Below are 18,120 nucleotides of genomic sequence, written 5' to 3'. Positions count from 1 at the left end.
TTAATACATTCCTTTCACTGAATTATAAATGGGAATCAACAGTTGAAAATACGTTGAGACAATGGTGATCCCAATCACCACAAACATGGCTGGTTGGATAAACCCGATCAGTTTGTCAGTTGTCAAAATCATCTCATCAAACATCAACCGCGAATAAGCGGTCATCGAATTGGCCATTTCTGGTATGGTGTTACCGGAGCTCATAAACTTCACAATCTCGTTGGGAATAAAATTATGCCGGTCAACCAGTTTCTTTATGGATCCGCCAGCTAGCAAAGTCTCATGAAGCTTTTCCCCAAGTAGATGAATCAGTGAGCCTTCCTTAAATTCCGATAAGGTCGCATAAATTTCTTTAACACTCAACCCATTTTTTAAGAGGGTCGCCAAATTGCTTGCCAAATAGTAGGCAATGTATTTTCGAAACAACTTACCAACAAACGGCACTTTCACAATCATCTGGGCCCGAATAATCGCGTCCTGTCGACGCCAGTAAACCATGCAACCGATCGCCGCGACGACAATTGGAATTGGCATTAGTCGAATCACATACTGCCAATAAGAAAGCGGTTGTTGAGGTGTAGACGTCGGCATTAAATCCTGAATCTGCGGCAGGACATAGAGTTGAATCATCAAAATGAGCGTTCCCAGGATCAGACACAAAAACAATGGATAAACCAACATCGCTTTAATCTTTTTGAGTTGCTTAAGTCGCAAGCGATCAAAGTTGGCCAATTCATTTAAGATTTCGCTGAGCTGGCCGTGTTTTTCGGCAATTAACAATTGATGGTACGCTTGGGTTTCAATTAATAAGCGAACACTTTCCGAAAATTCCTGGCCAGACTCTAACGCGCCAATGATTGAATTGACGCCCCGAGCTAATTGCTTGTCAGTGTCAGCGATAAATTTCAAAGCTTCAGTCAGTGAAAAACCAATCGACAATAGATTTGCCAAAGAATCAAAGAAATCAGCCTGAATCACCACCGGCCATTTCTTAACCAAACTCGTATTGTTGAGCAGATTCCGGCGTAACGGATTTTGCTTTAACGGCTGTTTTGAGCCCATCCTGCCATTCACTCCAATCATATGCAGTCATACCTGCTAATTCTGAATAAGCATGCCCAATCAGCATTGCCCGCTGCTTGCCATCGACTGTCGGAATCAACCGCTGGTAAGCAACACCTGTCAACGCCTGCGCAATAAACTCATCGCTGATCCCCAGTTGTTTCAGCCGATCGATAACCCCTACTGGATCTTGAGCATGAACGGTTGTATATACCAAATGGCCACTCAGAGCCGCTTTAATTGCCGCTTCTGCCGTCATGGCGTCACGGATCTCACCCACAATAAAGACGTCCGGTCGATGACGTAAGCCGACTTTAATCAAATCTGAGTAATCCATCCCGGCATCATGATTGACCTGTAATTGTAAGAAGTGGGGTTCTCTGATTTCAATCGGGTCTTCTATCGTCATCACAAACTGGTCGGATACCGTCTGATTGACCAGGTTATAAATCGTTGTTGTCTTGCCGGAACCGGTCGGACCTGAAAAGACAATCAAGCCCCGCTTACGGCTGATCTCAGAAATGAATTGAACTTGCCTTTCGTCAAAGAAGGTGGTCGAAACATCATTAAGCTGGTAAATAATTCGAATAACCAGTGATTCCAACCCTGTAAAATTTCCAACCGATGATAATCTCAAAAAATACTGATTATCCCCAAGATGCCAATCCATTGAGCCAATTTGTGGCCGTCGCTGCTCGCTTAGTGCCATATCGGCGATGTACTTACAATAATTCATCATCCGCCTTGCCTGCATATAGCCAACGTCTCCCCAAACAATGACCTCTTTGGAATTTCGAATTTTAATTAAATAGTTGTCACCTTCAGGAAGAAAATAGATATCGCTAGCTTGGGTCTTAATTGCCTCAGTCAAAAGGCCGTTGATTTGCTGACTTATTTCCATTGTTTTCACCTCACAACTAATAGATACGGATTGAGAGGCAACTTTTATTTGTTAAAACAAAAAAATGACCGATCAAATGATCGGCCATCGAGACAAAAAATGATATTAAATTATTCTTGTGGTAAAGTAGCAGCTTCATAGACGTCTTGAACATCGTCGTTTTCTTCAAGTTCGTCAATTAACCCGGTATACTGAGAAATCTTGTCTTCTGGTACTTCAGTCGTGTTCTCAGGGAACAGTCGAACTTCGGCGGTGTCCAAGTCATAGCCCTTTTCCTGCAAGGCGTCACGAACATCATCCATTGCTTTGGGGTCAGTGAAAATTTCGTATTCGTCATCACTGGTCTTCATATCGTCGGCACCAGCGTCAAGGGCGTCCATCAACATGGTGTCTTCGTCGGTGTCAAGACCATCGCGCAATACCACAATGTAGCCTTTACGATCAAACATGTATGAAACTGATCCACTTGTTCCAAGGGTTCCGCCATGATGAGTGAATGCAGAACGAATTGCGGCGGCAGTTCGGTTCTTATTATCAGTCAAAGCTGAAACCATGATGGCTGTACCACCCGGACCATAACCCTCGTAAGTAATTTCTTCGAACTTAGCTCCGCCAATACCCGAAGCCTTATCGATAGCACGTTGAACGTTATCCTTTGGCATATTGGCAGCCCGTGCTTTTTCCATCACTAGACGTAATTGAGGATTGTTTTCTGGATCAGGATCACCTTTTTTAGCGGCTTGATACAAGTCACGTGATATTTTTTGGAAAATTTTTCCACGTTTAGCATCCTGAGCGTTTTTACGCCCTTGAATGTTATGCCATTTTGAATGTCCTGACATAATAACTCCTCTTTTCTAAAATTTATTAGCTAGTTACAAACATACGACAATATTTTACCAGATACGCCCCGCTCTTTCAAGAAAGCGCGGTCAAATAAGTGGTGTCTTTCCAATAACTTTGCAGACCAAAATGAGCGATCCATTGGGTCTACTCATCTTGGTTTGATATGACTGTTATTTGGTTGATTCACGCTTCATTAAGCCATAAGGAAGCAGCACATTTTTTTCGTCAACCGGTTCATTGTGCATCAACTTGGTCAATAGACGCATCGCAACAGCCCCAATGTCATATAATGGCTGAGTAATTGAGGACATCTTCGGCCGAACCATTTCAGTTAACTTGGTGTCATTGCTGGTGATAATTTCAAAATCATCGGGAACTTTGACGTCGGCATCAGACATCCCGTTCATAATTCCGGCAGCCAACTCATCGTCGGTCACCATAGCAGCGGTTGCGTTAACAGCCATCAGTGCAGGTTGAAGCAAGGTTCCGGTCTTGTATGTATCATCTGTTTCGAAGACCAGTTTCTCGTCATAAGGAATGCCCGCGCTCTTGAGTGCCTGTTTGTAACCTTTCAGACGGAATTTACCGTTAATTGCCTGCTCCAATGGCCCGCAAACAAAAGCAACTCGGCGATTACCACGGTCAATCAAATTTTTAACTTCTACTTGAACAGCCGCAACGTAATCAATATTTACCCTGGCATAGAGGTTTTCCTCATCGACAGATCCGGCAAACACAATTGGCGTTTTGGTCCGTTTGAATTCTTCGCGGAGTTTATCGTCAATTTCGTTACCCATGAAAATAATGCCGTCAACCTGTTTGGAAAGCAGGGTATTTAATACTTTCACTTCTTTTTCGTTATTGGAATCTGAGTTTGTCAGGATGATGTTGTACTTGTACATCGTCGCAACGTCATCAATTCCACGAGCCAATGAAGCAAAGTACATGTTGGTCACATCTGGCACAATCACACCAACGGTCGTTGTCTTCTTACTTGCTAATCCTCTGGCAACGGCATTGGGCCGGTAATCCAATTTTTCGATTACGTCCAACACTTTCTTGCGGGTTGCCGGCTTTACATTGGCATTTCCATTCACTACCCGAGAAACGGTTGCCATCGACACGCTTGCTTCTCTGGCAACGTCATAAATTGTAATTGTTTGTTTATCCATAAAGATAGCCCTTTCTTTCTCGTTAGAATATGTTTTCATCGATTTTCAAAACATCATCTAATATACCAAATAAAAAGGTTTTCAGCAAATTGAAAACGTTTTCAATTAAATCATAAACTAAGCTCGTTGAAAATTCAAGTGAAAACGGAACAATCCGGCAATAATTGAAAGAATTTCTGTATGCTATACTGTGGATAAATAACTAAGGAGTGATCACATGAACAAGATAGAACAAATTCAGCGCTGGCTGACTGATAACGGCCAAGACATCGGACTCATTACCGACCCCAAAACCATTCAATACCTAACTGGGTTTTATAGTGATCCGGTTGAAAGAGTCTTATTGATGGCAGTGTTTAAGGATCAAGAACCGTTCATCTTTGGCCCAGCACTAGAATCTGAAGCTATTAAGGACACCGGTTTTTCATCGCCGGTCTACGGCTACCTTGACCACGAAGATCCTTGGGTGATGATTGCCGATCAGGTTCATGCCAGAAACGTCGACGACCGTCATTTCGCTGTTGAAAAGTCCCAACTACAGGTACAACGACTGGAAGCACTGCAGCAAGTCTTTCCTAATGCTGATTTCTCAGCCAATCTGACCCCATTGATCGAACAAATGCGTCTAATTAAATCTACGGACGAAATTGAAAAGCTAAAGATTGCCGGTAAATGGGACGACTTTGCATTGCAAACCGGCTTTGAGGCCGTCCAAGTTGGTAAGACGGAAGACCAAATTGCGGCCGATCTCCAATATGCGCTAATGAAGAACGGCATCATGGAACTCAGTTTCCCTTCCCTTGTTCAGGCTGGCGCCCACGCCGCCGAACCGCACGGTGCAACCAGCGAAAACCAGGTCCAAAATAACCAGCTGGTTCTATTTGACCTTGGAACCGTCTGGGATGGCTACATCAGTGACGCCTCGAGAACAATCGCCGTTGGCAAACCGGACGAAAAATCAATGGATATCTATCAAGTTTGTCTAGAAGCCCAGCTGACCGCTCAAGAAGCTGCCAAACCTGGCGTAACGGCAGAAGAACTTGATAAAATTGCTCGAGATGTCATCACTAAAGCAGGTTATGGGGAATATTTCATTCATCGTTTAGGTCACGGCATGGGAATGAGCGAGCACGAATTCCCATCAATTATGGCTGGCAACAAAATGGAACTTCAACCAGGGATGTGCTTCTCCATTGAACCCGGCATCTACATTCCAAACGTTGCTGGTGTCAGAATTGAAGATTGTGTCCACATTACAGAAGATGGTTGTGAACCATTCACGCACACAACCAAAGAATTAAGGTATATTGAACAATAATTAACAGCAAAAAACAACCTCAATTAGCACTATCTCAATAGCTAACAGTTCGCTTAGCAATTTTGATAACCCGCTTTGAGGTTGTTTTTTATTGGTTATTATTGTGATCGCTGTCATCAGTAATTGGAATCTCACCATTGTCTTTTTCGGGTTGTGAATCCAAATCATCGGCAGCTTTGGGAATTCCAGTATCTTGGAAGGCGTCTTTGGCGTCAACAACAATGTCATCTTGGTTGTCATCAGCATCATCTGGGTCGGCCGTTTGGTCGGTACCAAATGATTTTGCTTTGTCGGCAAATTGGGACTTGGCATCGTTGATGGTGCCTTTCGTGTTTTGCATTTCATCATGAATCACATCTTTTAAATCGCTGACGGCATCATGGGCGTAAAATGCGTAATCAACCGCCCGATCTCTCAACTCATCAGCCTTTTGACGAGCGTTCCGTTTAAGTTGCGTCTTTTTTGCCTCATCCAATTTTTGGTAGGCTGCATACAGGCCAGCGCCTAACGCACCAGCAAATAATCCGAATGCTAATTTTTTCCCCATGATAATCATCCCTTCATGTGTCTACTTAGTTGTCTCTTTTGAACTGTGTCGATTGCGGTACATATTCCAGGCGCTCTTGCCAAATTTACCGGCAAGTCCGGCTGAAACACCCTTTTTACCAGTGTCTTTGACCCGTTTGGTGAGATTTTGAGTTGCGGTGTTCAAACTTGAGACGCTCTCACCCAAATCAGCGGCGGCTTGAAAGACCGGTGTGACAATGTTCAATTTGTCATCAACATCCTTCAGCAAATCGTTGGATGTTGCCATAATATTATCCGTTTGTTTGGCAATGACGTCCACATTACTGGTCATTGTCTTAATTGTCTGGTTCACTTCAGAAATGGTTCTGCTTACCTTCATTAAGAACAAGCCAATGAAGATGACTAAAAGCAAAAATGCAATTGCGGCGATAAGGCCAGCTATTTGTCCAGCAGTCATGAATCTTCCTCCTTGTGCAACATTTACTTAAGAATAGCATTCCAGCAATGGTTTGACAATGAAAATGAACGAAGAATGGTTTCTTTTACAGAACCAATTTGCTAAGATGATAATATAAACAAAGTGAGGAATCCCAATGATAACTACCTTAAAATTCACAGCATTAGCGCTTAATTGGCAAAAATATTTCAACATGGTGAACTGGGATCAGTTAGCCATGACGATCCTGGAAAAAATCGGACTGCTAATTTTATTCAGTCTGCTGTTTCTAATCTTTAGAAGGATTGGTAAAGGCCTCATTAATCATTTTTTCAAGCGCTATCGCCGGAAATACCAAAATACCGTGGCAGAAAAACGTATCAAGACCTTTCACACCTTGACATTGAACATTCTGAACTACTGTCTGTGGTTCTTTTGGATTTATTCGATTCTCTCAACGGTTGGGGTACCGGTGGGCACGTTGGTTGCCTCGGCCGGAATCTTCAGTTTGGCAATTGGCCTTGGTGCCCAAGGATTTGTGACTGACATTGTCAGCGGCTTTTTCATCCTTTTGGAAAAAGAAATCGAAGTTGGCGAATACGTCCAGATCGGCACGATTAGAGGGACTGTCACAGCAGTCGGCCTGCGTACCACACAGGTTGTCGGCGATGACGGCACGTTGAACTTCATCCCCAATCGAACCATTACCACCATCGCCAACATGTCTCGAAACAATATGACGGCAATGATTCAAGTCGGTATTTTCCCGCAGACGCCGGTTGATAAAGTCACTGAAATCATCCGTCAGGTCAATGAAGAACAAATCCCTCACTATCCAGATATTATCGGTCAACCGAAAATTTTGGGAACTATCAGCCTCCCTAACGGAAAATTAGTTGTTCAGGTTAATATCACCACGAAAAATGGGAGCCAGTACGAGGTTGCCCATAACTTCCTCGCATTTTATCTAGCCGCCATTAACGAGGCCGGTATTGAGCTGCCAGCCAGTCCGACAATGATTAATGGGCAAGTCAATTGATGATTAAATGAAATTACCAAATTATCAGATAAAAAACGAGATTACTGGCAAACGTTCAATTTTGTCAGTAATCTCGTTTTTATCACTTAAATGAAGTCTATCACCATCAACCATGGACACCAAATGGATTATCGATTAATCATGCCCTTGGATCCTTGAACCTTGGCATGCTTAGTTTCACTTTTGGATTTGTGATTGTATACCGGCAAAGCAATGTAGTGTTGATTAAAATTATGGGCCAAATAATTGATTTCTTTAAAGAGCTCTCGACGAGTAATGATTCCTTTAAAGTGATTTTCAGAATAAACGTACACCAGAAAGTTCTCATCAACTAAGTACCGCAAAATGGCTTCCAAATTATCCCGTTCATAAATCGTTGGAACATCTTTTTGCATAATTTGCTTCACTTTGATTGCGTCAAGCGGCCGACTATTGATTCCGGTATCTTGCATCATAAGTTCAGTAATCATTGGCAGAGAAACCAGCCCCATAAAATGGTTATCGTTATCTAACACGGGAATTTTTGCATATTTAACTTTCGTCAAAACCATGAACACGTGCTGGAGATCGTTATCTTGATTGACCGTTGCGACCACATCAGCTGGAATTAAGATATCCCGGTGACTCTCACGCATCACGGTCTCAATTGGTTTATCGATCATATCATCATAAACTCCTTTTTGCTAGAACGGAAAACGAAGTTCCAAATTCGCCACCGGTTCAAATTGACGGTTGCAATATTGAACGGTGTAATATTTTTGATCCATACTGATAATGGCATAGGTACCACCAAGGCTGGCGTACTGACCACGAGGATCCGCAATGCTTCCAGGGTTGACAAACAGCATCTGATCGTCAAAAGTAGCCCCTAATTGATGGGTATGCCCAAAGAGGACAATATCTGCTGACAAGCTTCTGGCATATAGCTCCAAATTGAGCAATCCGCCATTGACATTTTGATGATGCCCATGCGTTAAGAGAATCCGTTTGCCGTTAACTTCTTGAACCACCTGTTCAGGAAATTCCGCGAAATCCATGTTTCCTCGGACAATCTGCAGCTGAGAGACTAATGGATCATCCAATGGCAATTCCGAATCACCACAGTGGAAAATACCGGCCACTTTACCGGCATATTTGCTGACCAATTCTTGGATAATCCCTCGATCTCCATGACTATCACTGACGACGACAATTTTCATGAATCCCACAACTCCAATAATTGACTTAACAGATTACGAATGGCATTGCCTCGATGACTGATCAGATTTTTATCATGAGGCGTCATCTCGGCCAGGGTTCGTTGCTGACTAGGGACATAGAACAGTGGGTCATAGCCAAAATCATTATCGCCCTGACGCTCACGTAAAATCTCACCGTTAATTCGACCGTTGGCAACCACCCTGTCGCCTTCCGGGGTTAAATAAACCAGCACGGATTCAAAATAAGCCGTCCGATCACGTTTGTTTTGCATTTCTTTCAAGAGTTTATCATTGTTGGCATCATCGTCGTGATCTCCGGCGTATCGTGCCGAGTGAACACCCGGTTGACCATTAAGTGGCTTGACCACCAAACCTGAATCATCTGCAATCACAGCTTGATGGGTAAAGTTCATGATGCCAGTGGCCTTTAAGGTGGCATTTTCTTCAAAGGTCGTGCCAGTCTCGGCAATCGTCGGGACATTTTCAAAATGCTTCAGTGATTTAATAGTGATGCCTGTCTGTTTGAAAGCATCTTCAAACTCAATAATTTTATGGGCATTTTGAGAGGCAATCACGATTGAGTTGGGTCTTTTCACGTTATCAAACTCCTTTAAATATCTAACTTCACGGCAGTAATCGGTGTCCCAAGCAGCTTGTCAGCAACTTTAGCAAAATCATCAGGGTTGCCAGTTGTGTAAAACTGCCTACTCCCTGTTTGATGATCAACAGCAAAGGTGTCGTGGACTGATAAATTGTCCCTAACCTGCCGCGCAGTCGCCACGCCTGGATCAATTAAAGTGACTGAGTCACCCATCACGTTCTGAATTTCTTTTTCCAAAATTGGAAAATGTGTGCAGCCCATTACCAAAGTGTCAATCGGTTTATCCATAAACCAGGCTAATCGGTTGTTAACTGCGACCTGAGCTTCAACAGTTCCGGCAAGCCCCTCTTCAACCATGGTAACAAACTCCGGACATCCCAATGAGGAGACAACCACGGCTTGGTTTGCTCGCTTAATCAATCGCTCATAATCCCCAGAGCGAACAGTGCCATTAGTCGCAATTACGCCAATCTGGCCGGATTTGGAAGCCTTGGCAGCCATTTGGGATCCCGGTTCGATCACGCCGATAACCGGAATTGGTAATATTGCTTTTAAATACTCGTATGCCGCCGCCGTTGCCGTGTTACAGGCAATGACAAACATTTTAACATTTTGTTCGACCATATAGTCTGCAATTCTCTTAGTTAATTTTCTAACGGTTTCAGAACGCTTTTGCCCGTACGGTAAATTGGCCTGATCGCCAATAAAGATGTACGATTCATTCGGGAGGATTTTAGTGATTTCCTTTAAGACGGTAAGCCCGCCGACCCCCGAGTCCATGACGCCAATCGGCCGATTATCCAACAGAATTCCTTCTTCCTTTGTCTCAATAATATTATTATCTTGCAAAAGAATCTTTACTTCAACTTACAAAACAAGATTAATGATTTTATTGTATAATTTATTTATTACATTTTGCATTGGTGGAGATTAAAAAATGGATAACGAAGTATACAAGCATTTTATGACTGACGATACAATGAGAAGCTTACTGGGACAGGAATTAATTCGCGATTCACTGATCCCTGAAATTCTAGGCAAAGATGCCCATGAAATTTCCTATTGGGCGGGCAAACATTTGGCGAGAAACCATCGTCTGGCAACCTATGAAGATTTGGAAACCTTTTTCAAACAGTTCAAATTTGGTGATCTGAAACTGCTCAAACGGTCTGGCAACCAAATCAGCTGGCAGCTCAGTGGCAAAATTGTTGCCCAGCGCCTCGACGCCTTCGACGATCCAGACTTCTATCTTGAATCTGGATTCATCGCTCAAAGCTGTCAATATATTCTTAATCAGCAGGCAGAAGCTGAGCTGGAAAAGACGAATACCAATAAAGGATTTGTACTCCTGAGCACTTATCTGAGCCCCGACAAGCCGACTGATGGCCAGGAAGCTTCAGCCATATTTGAAATGATTCAGCCAGACTCCGAGGATAACACCAAGCCTCAGGAATAACTGACAATAATCAAAAAGCCCACGCAAAACCAACCAGGTTTTGTCGCGGGCTTTCTTACTGTCGGGACGCTCTAGGAGCCAGATAGCTCTTAAAACTAGCCGGCATATTGATCGAGCACTTTTTTGACTTGGGCTTTTGGATGATATCCAACGATGGTATCAACTACTTTACCGTCTTTTTTAACCAGTAAAGTCGGGATACTCATAATGCCGAATTTTGATAAAGTCTCCGGATTCTTGTCAGCATCCATTTTGGTGAACTTTACATTATTCATTTCTTCTGCCAGCTCTTCGATGACAGGCGTCTGCATCCGGCAAGGGCCGCACCAAGTTGCCCAAACGTCGGTTAAGGTAACCCCTTGTGCAGTGTCTTTTTCAAAAGTTTGATCTGTGGTTTCTTTAAGCATATCAAAACACTCCAATCCTTTTATAGTTTAATACTAACAATTTTTTAGCAAAAAGCAAACAGATTGCACACAATCAATTTTATTTTAATTTTACAACCGTTGACCCGTCACCACCAGCATTGGGCGCCGAGTAGCCAAAACTTTTAACCCGGGGATTACGTTTCAAATATTCGGTAACTCCCTTTCTAAGGGCTCCCGTTCCCTTTCCATGAATAATCGTCACTGAAGGGTATCCCGCAAGTAATGCCGAATCAATATATCGATCAACTTCGGTCATCGCCTCTTCATAGCGGTGACCACGAAGATCCAAGGTTGGTGACATTCCAGTCGACCTGGTTCGGGAAACATGCGTTTGATACTGATTCTTGTCTTGTTTGACTGGGGTGGCCTTCTCCAAATCAGCTTCTTCAATCTGCATCTTTAAAATGCCAATTTGGACGTCCCAAGTGTGGTTTTTATCCTTCCTAAACAACGTGCCTTGTTGCCCGTAAGACTTTACCAAGACATCGTCGCCGGCACGAAAATCGTGCTTGGCCTTTTCTTTTCTTAGAACCTTATTCTTTGTCAGACTAGGAGCGGATTCCAATTTATTAAGCGCCCCTTTGGCATCAATCAGTTCATTTTCTTTCACAGCAACTTGACCGACTTGGGCCTGCTTTTTGTGCAGCTCATCAATGATCTGATCGGCCTTCTTCTTGGCCTCTTCGACCACTTGATTAGCCTGCTCCTTGGCCTGCTCGACAAGTCGTTCCTTCTGATTTTCATACTTGGTGAACTTATCTTGAAGGTCATGCTGAAGACGGGTTGATTCGGTCAGCTGTGCATCCAAATCATCAGCCTCGTCGTGAGCCCGCTTAGTTTGCGCTGTCAGCTCTTCAATCATGTTATTAATATCCTGGTTCTCTGAGTCGGTAAACGAGCGTGCTTGGTCAATAATGGCCTTTGGCATCCCAAGTTTGCTGGCGATATTCAACGCATTACTTTGACCGGGAATTCCCAGTAAGAATCGATAAGTCGGCTGGAGTGTATCAACGTCAAATTCCATCGATGCGTTGATGATCCCAGGCCGATTGTAAGCAAACGCCTTTAATTCAGGATAATGGGTGGTGGCAATCAACTCACCGCCAATTCGATGAAACGCATCAATAATTGCCATTGCCAGTGCCGCCCCTTCTTTGGGATCGGTTCCGGCACCAAGTTCATCCAACAGGACCAAACTGTGTTGACTTGTTTGCTTCAAGATACTGATAATATTGTCCATATGTGACGAAAAAGTACTCAGATTAGCTTCAATCGACTGCTCATCACCGATATCAGCAAAGACGTTGTCAAACACGCCTATTTGAGAATCTTCGTTTGCGGTGATAAATAAGCCGGACTGCCCCATTAATTGTAGAAGACCGACCGTCTTAATGGTAATTGTTTTACCACCGGTATTCGGTCCAGTGACAATGATTGTGTTGTACTGATCGCCAATCTCAATATCGTTTTCGACAACTTGATCTCTGGGGATCAGTGGGTGGCGGGCTTTTCTGAGATTGATCACATTTTTAGGTGACACTTTTGGCATCACACTACCGGTCGCATGGGCCAACTTTGCTTTGGCATTGACAAAGTCCAGTTGCCCGACCAAATCCATGTTAGCCAGCAATTCATCTCGATGTGGCCGAATCAGATCAGTTAACTCGGCCAAAATTCGCCGGACCTCTGCTCGTTCAGAGAGCTGATCCCGACGTAATTGATTATTCATTTCAACCACGTTATTGGGTTCAACGTATAGTGTTTGACCAGAAGCACTTTGGTCGTGAATAATGCCACCAAATCGTTGCTTATACTCCGCCTTGATTGGAAGGACAAAGCGACCGTCGCGGACTGTAATAATTGGCTCTGAGAGATACTTGGCATCCGACCCCTTGATAAATTTGCCCATTTTCGAACGGATGTTGCTTTGAGTGGCAACGATTGTCCGACGAATCGACCGCAGTTCAGAAGAGGCACCATCCAGGATCCGGCCATCTTCATCAACTGAGGTAACCATCCGCTTGGTCACCTCAGGCATTAATGTGAGCCGATCAACAATTGCGGGAACCGATTTTAGAGCCACTTCTTCAGCTGCCAGGTCCCGGAAAAAATCAGTAACCACCTGCACAGCCCGCAATAACTTGGTGATATGGGACAGCTCGGTCCCACTTAGCGATGCGTTTTGAATCCGTAAACGTTTCATATAAGCTGAAATGTCTGCAAGTTTGGGAATTGGAATTTCTCCCTTTAAGCGGACAATATCTGCCCCATCAGCTGTTTGGGCCAGTCGTTGGCTGACTGTTTCAAATGAAGGGCTTGGGGTCAATAAATCGACAATTTGTCGACCACGGTCAGTGGTTAAATATTTAGCCACCTGTTCTTTGATTTTTCCATACTCTAATGTTTCTAAAACTTTTTCGTTCATAGATTAACCTCACTAGAATGTTGATTCCAAATCTGAATCATTTTATCTGAGAGAATCGGTGTTTTTTTCACAATCCACTGGGAAATAACAGATTGCTGATACTGCTCTTGAATGCTCTGGTCAGGAAACATCACTAAAAAGTTCAGCAAAATAAAGATAAATAAATACTTGATGAGCAGATCAGAAGCACCGCCTAATAAAGCATTTAATTGATGCAGTAAAGGCAGTCGAGTGATTGGCGACAGCAGATCGCCTAACAAATGAACCATTCGCCAAACAAATCCAAACAGCATCGCAAAGATGAACCATTTGATAATCATTTGAGCACTTTGATTGCCACCGTTTTGAAAAATGGCATGATTAATAAAGTCAGCAATTGGGCTGGTGAAAGCAATACTGACGATCGTTGCTGCCAAAAAACCAATTAGACTTAAAATCTCATTCACGAACCCTCGATGAAGGCCGCGGAAAAAGCCAAATATCAAAATCACAATGATTCCAATCGTCAAAACCATTTAATGAACCTCTTTATTGTGAGCACTTTCTTCAACATCAAATTGTTTGGAGATCGCATTAAAGGCAATTAAAATTGCCCGCTGCTCGTCGGATGCATTTGGCATCGCTTCATGAAGCTGCTTGAGTTGCTCATTTAATAAATCAGACACTGCCTGCATATGATCCACTGATCCTTTGCCAACAAGCACGTAATCTTTGCCGTCAATGGTCGCTTTAAAACGACGTTTTTCGTTGGTAGACATTACATCACATCCTAAATTCTTTCAATTAAAAAGGACTGAGACTCAACAATGCTCCGCCTCAATCCTTTCGCAATAATGACGATTTTCAATTATTGATTGTCGTCGCTGTCATCATCCTGATCATCGCCATCTTTACCCAAGAACGTGTTCAAAACTGATTCGATCATATCCCATTCTTTATCCGTTTCAATTGCTTGAAGTTCGCCACCCTGTGGGTCACTTGGATCGTCACCCTTTGGCAGTGCATAGGCTTGGATTTCAACTTCTTCATCTTCACCCTTACTATCTGGATAAATGAGAATATATGAACGATCAAAGTCCTCGGACTTGAAGGTGAATAACACGTCGTATAAAGTTTCATCGCCGTTTTCGTCGACTAATGTAATCTGTTGTTGTACTGGTTCTTGGTCTGCCATAATTGTTTACCTCGCTATATTTTAGTTAATTTACCATTGCGGTCCAAATAATTCTGAAGTATCAAGCCAGCGGCTAATTTATCGATAACTTTTTTTCGCTTAGCCCTGGATACATCTGCTTCTTCAGTTAACATCCGCTGAGCTTCAACAGTCGTTAATCGCTCATCTTCAAAATCAACTGGAAAGTTGAACTTTTCCTCAAGTCGTTTGCCATACTGTTGTGAGGCTTCCGCCCGCGGGCCTAAAGAATTGTTCATGTTTTTGGGGAGGCCAACGACAAACCCATCAACTTGGTACTTTTCAACTAATTCAGAAACCCGATCCAAACCGAATTCTTTGTTTTCCTCATCAATTCGAATTATTTCAACCCCTTGTGAGGTCCATCCCAACTGGTCACTAACAGCAACCCCGACGGTCTTTGAACCAACATCTAAGCCCATTAATCTCATTTTTCACCTTTTTTCGTCTCAGTTGGATGATTATCCAAATAGAAACGAACTAATTCTTCGATTATTTCATCACGTTCATGCCGGCGGATAAGATTTCGCGCATCAAGGTTACGTGGAATGTATGCTGGATCGCCAGAAATCAAGTAGCCAACAATCTGATTATACGGATTATAACCCTTTTCTTCCAGTGCTGCATACACAGTCAACAGTGTTTCACGGACGTCTTTTGGCTGGTCTTCATTAAAATTAAAAAACATGGTTTTATCTAACGAACTCATACGATTCACCTCTATGACTTAAGGTCATTTGTATTAATTTTAACTGATTATAAGTGAAACTACAATCAAGTAAGCCAATGTAACCGACATGTAACCGTGACGTAATAATTATTTATTTGATAACCACTCGACCGCCGCATTCATCGCTTTATCCAGGCCTGCGGGGTCTTTTCCACCGGCCTGAGCCATATTTGGCCGGCCGCCACCGCCACCTTTAATATTGCCGGCGATCGATTTGATGAGATCCCCAGCCTTGATTCCAGCTTTAATCTGTTCATCGCTCACTGCGACAATCAAATTCGCTTTGTCGCCGCTACCAGTCCCAAGAACCAAAACATCTGACAATTGCTTAGAGCGCCATGTATCAGCCAATTGACGAAGTTGATCCATCCCGGCATCTTTGATGATACCAGTAATAATGGAATATTTGCCAGCAGCTTTCTTGTCGGCAAAAACATTTTGAGCTTGTTGACCAGCTAGTTTGGCTTCAAGTGATTGCTGTTTTTGGGTCAGATCCTTAATTTCACTTAAAAGTTGCCCAACTCGTTTGGGCGTATCTTTAATTTGAGTTACTTTCAAGTCGCTGGCAATTTGTTTGAGTTCTTTTTCATGGTCGTTCAACAATTTGAACGCATCCTTGGCCGTCACCGCTTCGATTCGACGAACACCAGCACCGACGCCGGATTCCGAGACAATCTTAAATAGCCCAATGTCACGCGTATTTGTCACGTGAGTTCCGCCACAAAATTCAACTGAGAAATCACCAATGCTGACAACTCGAACTTTATCACCGTATTTTTCACTAAATAAGGCGATGGCACCCATCTTCTTACCAGTCTTAGGATCGGTCACAACGGTGTTCACGTCGATTTCATTGAAGATTTGGCGGTTAACCATATCTTCAACCTTCTGTAGATCTTCATCAGTTACCTGACCAAAGTGGTTGAAGTCAAATCGCAGATAGTTTGGTTCAACTAGTGACCCTGCCTGTTGCGTGTGACCACCTAAAACGTTTCGCAGAGATTGGTCAAGTAAATGAGTCGCAGTGTGGTTCTTCTCAACGCGGCTGTGGAACAATTTGTCCACAATCAGATGATAAGTTTTGCCTTTCTCAAGTGGCTCTTGGGTTTTCAGCGTGTGAAGATTCTGGCCGTTCGGTGCGTGATGGACATCGACGACATCCGCAACTTTGTCCCCCTCTTCATCAAGGACAACCCCCCGATCAGCAACCTGGCCGCCCATTTCGGCATAGAACGGTGTCTTGTCAAAAATAACTTCAACGGATCCACCCTTAGAATTATCAACCAATTTTTCATTTTCAACGATTTCCAAAAGCTTCGCATGATCCACATCCAAGGTGTCATAGCCAACGTATTCACTTGGGTCCTTGATTTCAATTAAAAGGTCTCGTTGAACGCCCATTGATTTGGCTCCGCTGCGGGCTTTTCGAGCACGATCCTTTTGTTTTTCCATCTCTGCTTCAAAGCCTGGTTTGTCAACTGATAAACCGGCATCATTGGCTTCTTCTTCGGTTAGTTCAACAGGGAAACCGTAAGTATCGTAAAGTTTAAAAGCAGTTGGACCATCAATAATCGTCTGATTATTTTCCTTGGCGTCTTTCACAACTTGATTGAACAGTTTCAAACCATCAGCCAAGGTTTCATTAAACCGGTCTTCCTCAGAGCGGACAACCTTAGCAATATAATCTTTTTGCTTAAGAACGTCCGGATAATAAGATTCCAGAGTTTCGCCGACGACTGGGACTAACTTGTACAGGAATGCTTCGTTAATTCCAAGCCGCTGACCATTAACAATTGCGCGTCTAATTAATCGGCGAATCACATAACCACGGCCAACGTTTGAAGGGAGTGCCCCGTCACCAATCGCAACCGTAATTGCCCGGGCGTGATCAGCAATAATTCTGAAGGCTTCATTGTCCTTCTTGTTGGTGTCATATTTTTTATTGTCACTTAGCTCCTCAGTTTTGTGAATCATTGGTAAAAAGAGGTCGGTCTCAAAGTTGGTTCGAGCATGTTGGAAAATTGAAACAACCCGTTCGAGCCCCATTCCAGTATCAATGTTTTTTCGTGGCAGTGGTTCGTAAGTATCTTGTGGCGTGTGGTTAAACTGTGAGAACACGATGTTCCATACTTCAAGCCAACGGTCGTTTTCACCGCCTGGGTAGTTTTCCGGGTCGTCGGGGGCTAAATTGTCAAAGTCCTTTCCGCGATCATAGAAGATCTCTGAGTCAGGGCCGGATGGTCCCTGGCCGATATCCCAAAAGTTATCTTCGATTTCAATGATATGATCGGGTGCGACACCTACTTTTTCCCAATACATCTTGGCATCTTTATCCTTTGGATAGACCGTCATATAGAGCTTTTCAGGATCCCAGCCAAACCACTTGGGTGAGGTTAACAGTTCATAGGCCCAGGTAATGGCTTCCTTTTTGAAATAGTCACCAACCGAAAAGTTTCCCAACATTTCAAATAAGGTGTGATGGCGCGGGGTTTTGCCGACGTTTTCAATATCGTTGGTTCGAATACTCTTTTGAGAACTGGTCATCCGTGGGTTTTTTGGGACTACCGACCCGTCAAAATACTTTTTCATGGTGGCAACACCGGAATTGATCCACAGCAAGGTTGGATCGTCCACTGGAATCAATGAGGCGCTTGGTTCAATGGTATGGCCCTTTTCCTGGAAGAAATCGAGGTACATTTGTCTAATCTGACCACTACTTAACTGTTTCATGTTTTTTCTCCTTCGACAAAATTAAAACACCGTTGCTCGCAGAGACGCCCATTGACG

General features: G+C 43.4%; 21 protein-coding genes. 3 read left to right on the top strand and 18 right to left on the bottom strand.

The window, feature by feature from the left end; genetic code table 11:
• The 4 genes from LPKJCM_RS08650 to ccpA form a co-directional block, all read right to left on the bottom strand.
• A complete protein-coding gene (locus LPKJCM_RS08650) occupies positions 1–1,062 on the bottom strand; it encodes a type II secretion system F family protein (protein WP_057961998.1) in 1,062 nt (353 codons plus the stop codon).
• Positions 992–1,963 (bottom strand): competence type IV pilus ATPase ComGA, encoded by a 972-nt coding sequence (gene comGA, locus LPKJCM_RS08645; RefSeq protein ID WP_057961997.1) that lies wholly within the window; start codon positions 1,961–1,963, stop codon positions 992–994. The genes LPKJCM_RS08650 and comGA overlap by 71 nt, the downstream gene beginning before the upstream one ends.
• Positions 1,964–2,073: 110 nt before the next feature.
• A complete protein-coding gene (locus LPKJCM_RS08640; protein ID WP_057961996.1) occupies positions 2,074–2,805 on the bottom strand; it encodes a YebC/PmpR family DNA-binding transcriptional regulator in 732 nt (243 codons plus the stop codon).
• Positions 2,806–2,979: 174 nt separating this feature from the next.
• A complete protein-coding gene (gene ccpA, locus LPKJCM_RS08635) occupies positions 2,980–3,981 on the bottom strand; it encodes a catabolite control protein A (RefSeq protein WP_057961995.1) in 1,002 nt (333 codons plus the stop codon).
• Positions 3,982–4,198: 217 nt separating this feature from the next.
• On the opposite strand from ccpA, the gene LPKJCM_RS08630 reads away from it, so the two are divergent.
• A complete protein-coding gene (locus tag LPKJCM_RS08630) occupies positions 4,199–5,299 on the top strand; it encodes a M24 family metallopeptidase (RefSeq protein WP_057961994.1) in 1,101 nt (366 codons plus the stop codon).
• Positions 5,300–5,387: 88 nt separating this feature from the next.
• On the opposite strand, the gene LPKJCM_RS08625 is transcribed toward LPKJCM_RS08630, so the two are convergent.
• Positions 5,388–5,846, bottom strand: coding sequence for a hypothetical protein (locus LPKJCM_RS08625; protein ID WP_087069605.1), 459 nt, complete (start codon positions 5,844–5,846; stop codon positions 5,388–5,390).
• Between the two features lie 21 nt (positions 5,847–5,867).
• Positions 5,868–6,284, bottom strand: coding sequence for a DUF948 domain-containing protein (locus LPKJCM_RS08620; protein WP_057961992.1), 417 nt, complete (start codon positions 6,282–6,284; stop codon positions 5,868–5,870).
• A 136-nt stretch (positions 6,285–6,420) separates the two neighbouring features.
• Here LPKJCM_RS08620 and LPKJCM_RS08615 point away from each other — a divergent pair, with 136 nt between their 5' ends.
• Positions 6,421–7,302: a mechanosensitive ion channel family protein gene (locus LPKJCM_RS08615; protein ID WP_057961991.1), complete on the top strand. Its 882-nt coding sequence runs from the start codon at positions 6,421–6,423 to the stop codon at positions 7,300–7,302.
• A 128-nt stretch (positions 7,303–7,430) separates the two neighbouring features.
• On the opposite strand, the gene cbpB is transcribed toward LPKJCM_RS08615, so the two are convergent.
• From cbpB to murI, 4 genes are read right to left on the bottom strand one after another with little or no spacing between them, the layout of a single operon-like run.
• Positions 7,431–7,964 carry a cyclic-di-AMP-binding protein CbpB gene (gene cbpB / locus LPKJCM_RS08610; protein WP_057961990.1) on the bottom strand — a complete coding sequence of 178 codons (534 nt, stop codon included), beginning with the start codon at positions 7,962–7,964 and terminating at the stop codon, positions 7,431–7,433.
• Between the two features lie 21 nt (positions 7,965–7,985).
• Entirely contained in the window at positions 7,986–8,501 is a 516-nt protein-coding gene (locus tag LPKJCM_RS08605; RefSeq protein WP_057961989.1) for a metallophosphoesterase, read from the bottom strand.
• The gene (locus LPKJCM_RS08600) at positions 8,498–9,097 is read right to left on the bottom strand and encodes an XTP/dITP diphosphatase (RefSeq protein ID WP_057961988.1); all 600 of its coding nucleotides are present in this window, start codon (positions 9,095–9,097) and stop codon (positions 8,498–8,500) included. Before LPKJCM_RS08600 ends, LPKJCM_RS08605 begins: the two co-directional genes overlap by 4 nt.
• A gap of 14 nt (positions 9,098–9,111) precedes the next feature.
• Entirely contained in the window at positions 9,112–9,951 is an 840-nt protein-coding gene (gene murI / locus LPKJCM_RS08595) for a glutamate racemase (RefSeq protein ID WP_225364164.1), read from the bottom strand.
• 88 nt (positions 9,952–10,039) lie between these two features.
• Between murI and LPKJCM_RS08590 the strand changes: the two genes are divergently transcribed.
• Complete coding sequence (locus LPKJCM_RS08590; RefSeq protein ID WP_057961987.1) at positions 10,040–10,558, top strand: DUF2507 domain-containing protein; 519 nt, start codon at positions 10,040–10,042, stop codon at positions 10,556–10,558.
• 95 nt (positions 10,559–10,653) lie between these two features.
• Here the strand turns inward: LPKJCM_RS08590 and trxA are convergent, their stop codons facing one another.
• The 8 genes from trxA to alaS form a co-directional block, all read right to left on the bottom strand.
• A complete protein-coding gene (trxA, locus tag LPKJCM_RS08585; RefSeq protein WP_057961986.1) occupies positions 10,654–10,965 on the bottom strand; it encodes a thioredoxin in 312 nt (103 codons plus the stop codon).
• A 79-nt stretch (positions 10,966–11,044) separates the two neighbouring features.
• Entirely contained in the window at positions 11,045–13,411 is a 2,367-nt protein-coding gene (locus tag LPKJCM_RS08580) for an endonuclease MutS2 (protein WP_057961985.1), read from the bottom strand.
• The gene (locus LPKJCM_RS08575) at positions 13,408–13,926 is read right to left on the bottom strand and encodes a CvpA family protein (RefSeq protein WP_057961984.1); all 519 of its coding nucleotides are present in this window, start codon (positions 13,924–13,926) and stop codon (positions 13,408–13,410) included. The genes LPKJCM_RS08580 and LPKJCM_RS08575 overlap by 4 nt, the downstream gene beginning before the upstream one ends.
• Positions 13,927–14,169: a cell division protein ZapA gene (locus LPKJCM_RS08570; protein WP_057961983.1), complete on the bottom strand. Its 243-nt coding sequence runs from the start codon at positions 14,167–14,169 to the stop codon at positions 13,927–13,929.
• Between the two features lie 89 nt (positions 14,170–14,258).
• Positions 14,259–14,585, bottom strand: coding sequence for a DUF1292 domain-containing protein (locus LPKJCM_RS08565; RefSeq protein ID WP_057961982.1), 327 nt, complete (start codon positions 14,583–14,585; stop codon positions 14,259–14,261).
• 14 nt (positions 14,586–14,599) lie between these two features.
• On the bottom strand, positions 14,600–15,034 hold the full coding sequence (gene ruvX / locus LPKJCM_RS08560; RefSeq protein ID WP_057961981.1) for a Holliday junction resolvase RuvX: 435 nt from the start codon (positions 15,032–15,034) through the stop codon (positions 14,600–14,602).
• On the bottom strand, positions 15,031–15,312 hold the full coding sequence (locus LPKJCM_RS08555) for an IreB family regulatory phosphoprotein (RefSeq protein WP_020280419.1): 282 nt from the start codon (positions 15,310–15,312) through the stop codon (positions 15,031–15,033). Before LPKJCM_RS08555 ends, ruvX begins: the two co-directional genes overlap by 4 nt.
• Before the next feature lie 108 nt (positions 15,313–15,420).
• Entirely contained in the window at positions 15,421–18,063 is a 2,643-nt protein-coding gene (gene alaS / locus LPKJCM_RS08550; protein ID WP_057961980.1) for an alanine--tRNA ligase, read from the bottom strand.
• Positions 18,064–18,120 lie beyond the last annotated feature (57 nt).

The sequence above is a fragment of the Lentilactobacillus parakefiri genome (genome assembly GCF_002157585.1).
Classification (GTDB): Bacteria; Bacillota; Bacilli; order Lactobacillales; family Lactobacillaceae; genus Lentilactobacillus; species Lentilactobacillus parakefiri.
This window is presented reverse-complemented; position numbering and strand designations above follow the sequence as displayed.

Coding starts and splice junctions, on each gene's coding strand:
- cbpB (WP_057961990.1), bottom strand. CDS start 7,964: ATGATCGATAAACCAATTGAGACCGTGATGCGTGAGAGTCACCGGGAT.
- LPKJCM_RS08650 (WP_057961998.1), bottom strand. CDS start 1,062: ATGGGCTCAAAACAGCCGTTAAAGCAAAATCCGTTACGCCGGAATCTG.
- LPKJCM_RS08555 (WP_020280419.1), bottom strand. CDS start 15,312: ATGAGTTCGTTAGATAAAACCATGTTTTTTAATTTTAATGAAGACCAG.
- LPKJCM_RS08625 (WP_087069605.1), bottom strand. CDS start 5,846: ATGGGGAAAAAATTAGCATTCGGATTATTTGCTGGTGCGTTAGGCGCT.
- ruvX (WP_057961981.1), bottom strand. CDS start 15,034: ATGAGATTAATGGGCTTAGATGTTGGTTCAAAGACCGTCGGGGTTGCT.
- alaS (WP_057961980.1), bottom strand. CDS start 18,063: ATGAAACAGTTAAGTAGTGGTCAGATTAGACAAATGTACCTCGATTTC.
- trxA (WP_057961986.1), bottom strand. CDS start 10,965: ATGCTTAAAGAAACCACAGATCAAACTTTTGAAAAAGACACTGCACAA.
- LPKJCM_RS08590 (WP_057961987.1), top strand. CDS start 10,040: ATGGATAACGAAGTATACAAGCATTTTATGACTGACGATACAATGAGA.
- LPKJCM_RS08575 (WP_057961984.1), bottom strand. CDS start 13,926: ATGGTTTTGACGATTGGAATCATTGTGATTTTGATATTTGGCTTTTTC.
- LPKJCM_RS08630 (WP_057961994.1), top strand. CDS start 4,199: ATGAACAAGATAGAACAAATTCAGCGCTGGCTGACTGATAACGGCCAA.
- comGA (WP_057961997.1), bottom strand. CDS start 1,963: ATGGAAATAAGTCAGCAAATCAACGGCCTTTTGACTGAGGCAATTAAG.
- LPKJCM_RS08620 (WP_057961992.1), bottom strand. CDS start 6,284: ATGACTGCTGGACAAATAGCTGGCCTTATCGCCGCAATTGCATTTTTG.
- ccpA (WP_057961995.1), bottom strand. CDS start 3,981: ATGGATAAACAAACAATTACAATTTATGACGTTGCCAGAGAAGCAAGC.
- LPKJCM_RS08565 (WP_057961982.1), bottom strand. CDS start 14,585: ATGGCAGACCAAGAACCAGTACAACAACAGATTACATTAGTCGACGAA.
- LPKJCM_RS08640 (WP_057961996.1), bottom strand. CDS start 2,805: ATGTCAGGACATTCAAAATGGCATAACATTCAAGGGCGTAAAAACGCT.
- LPKJCM_RS08605 (WP_057961989.1), bottom strand. CDS start 8,501: ATGAAAATTGTCGTCGTCAGTGATAGTCATGGAGATCGAGGGATTATC.
- LPKJCM_RS08615 (WP_057961991.1), top strand. CDS start 6,421: ATGATAACTACCTTAAAATTCACAGCATTAGCGCTTAATTGGCAAAAA.
- LPKJCM_RS08570 (WP_057961983.1), bottom strand. CDS start 14,169: ATGTCTACCAACGAAAAACGTCGTTTTAAAGCGACCATTGACGGCAAA.
- LPKJCM_RS08580 (WP_057961985.1), bottom strand. CDS start 13,411: ATGAACGAAAAAGTTTTAGAAACATTAGAGTATGGAAAAATCAAAGAA.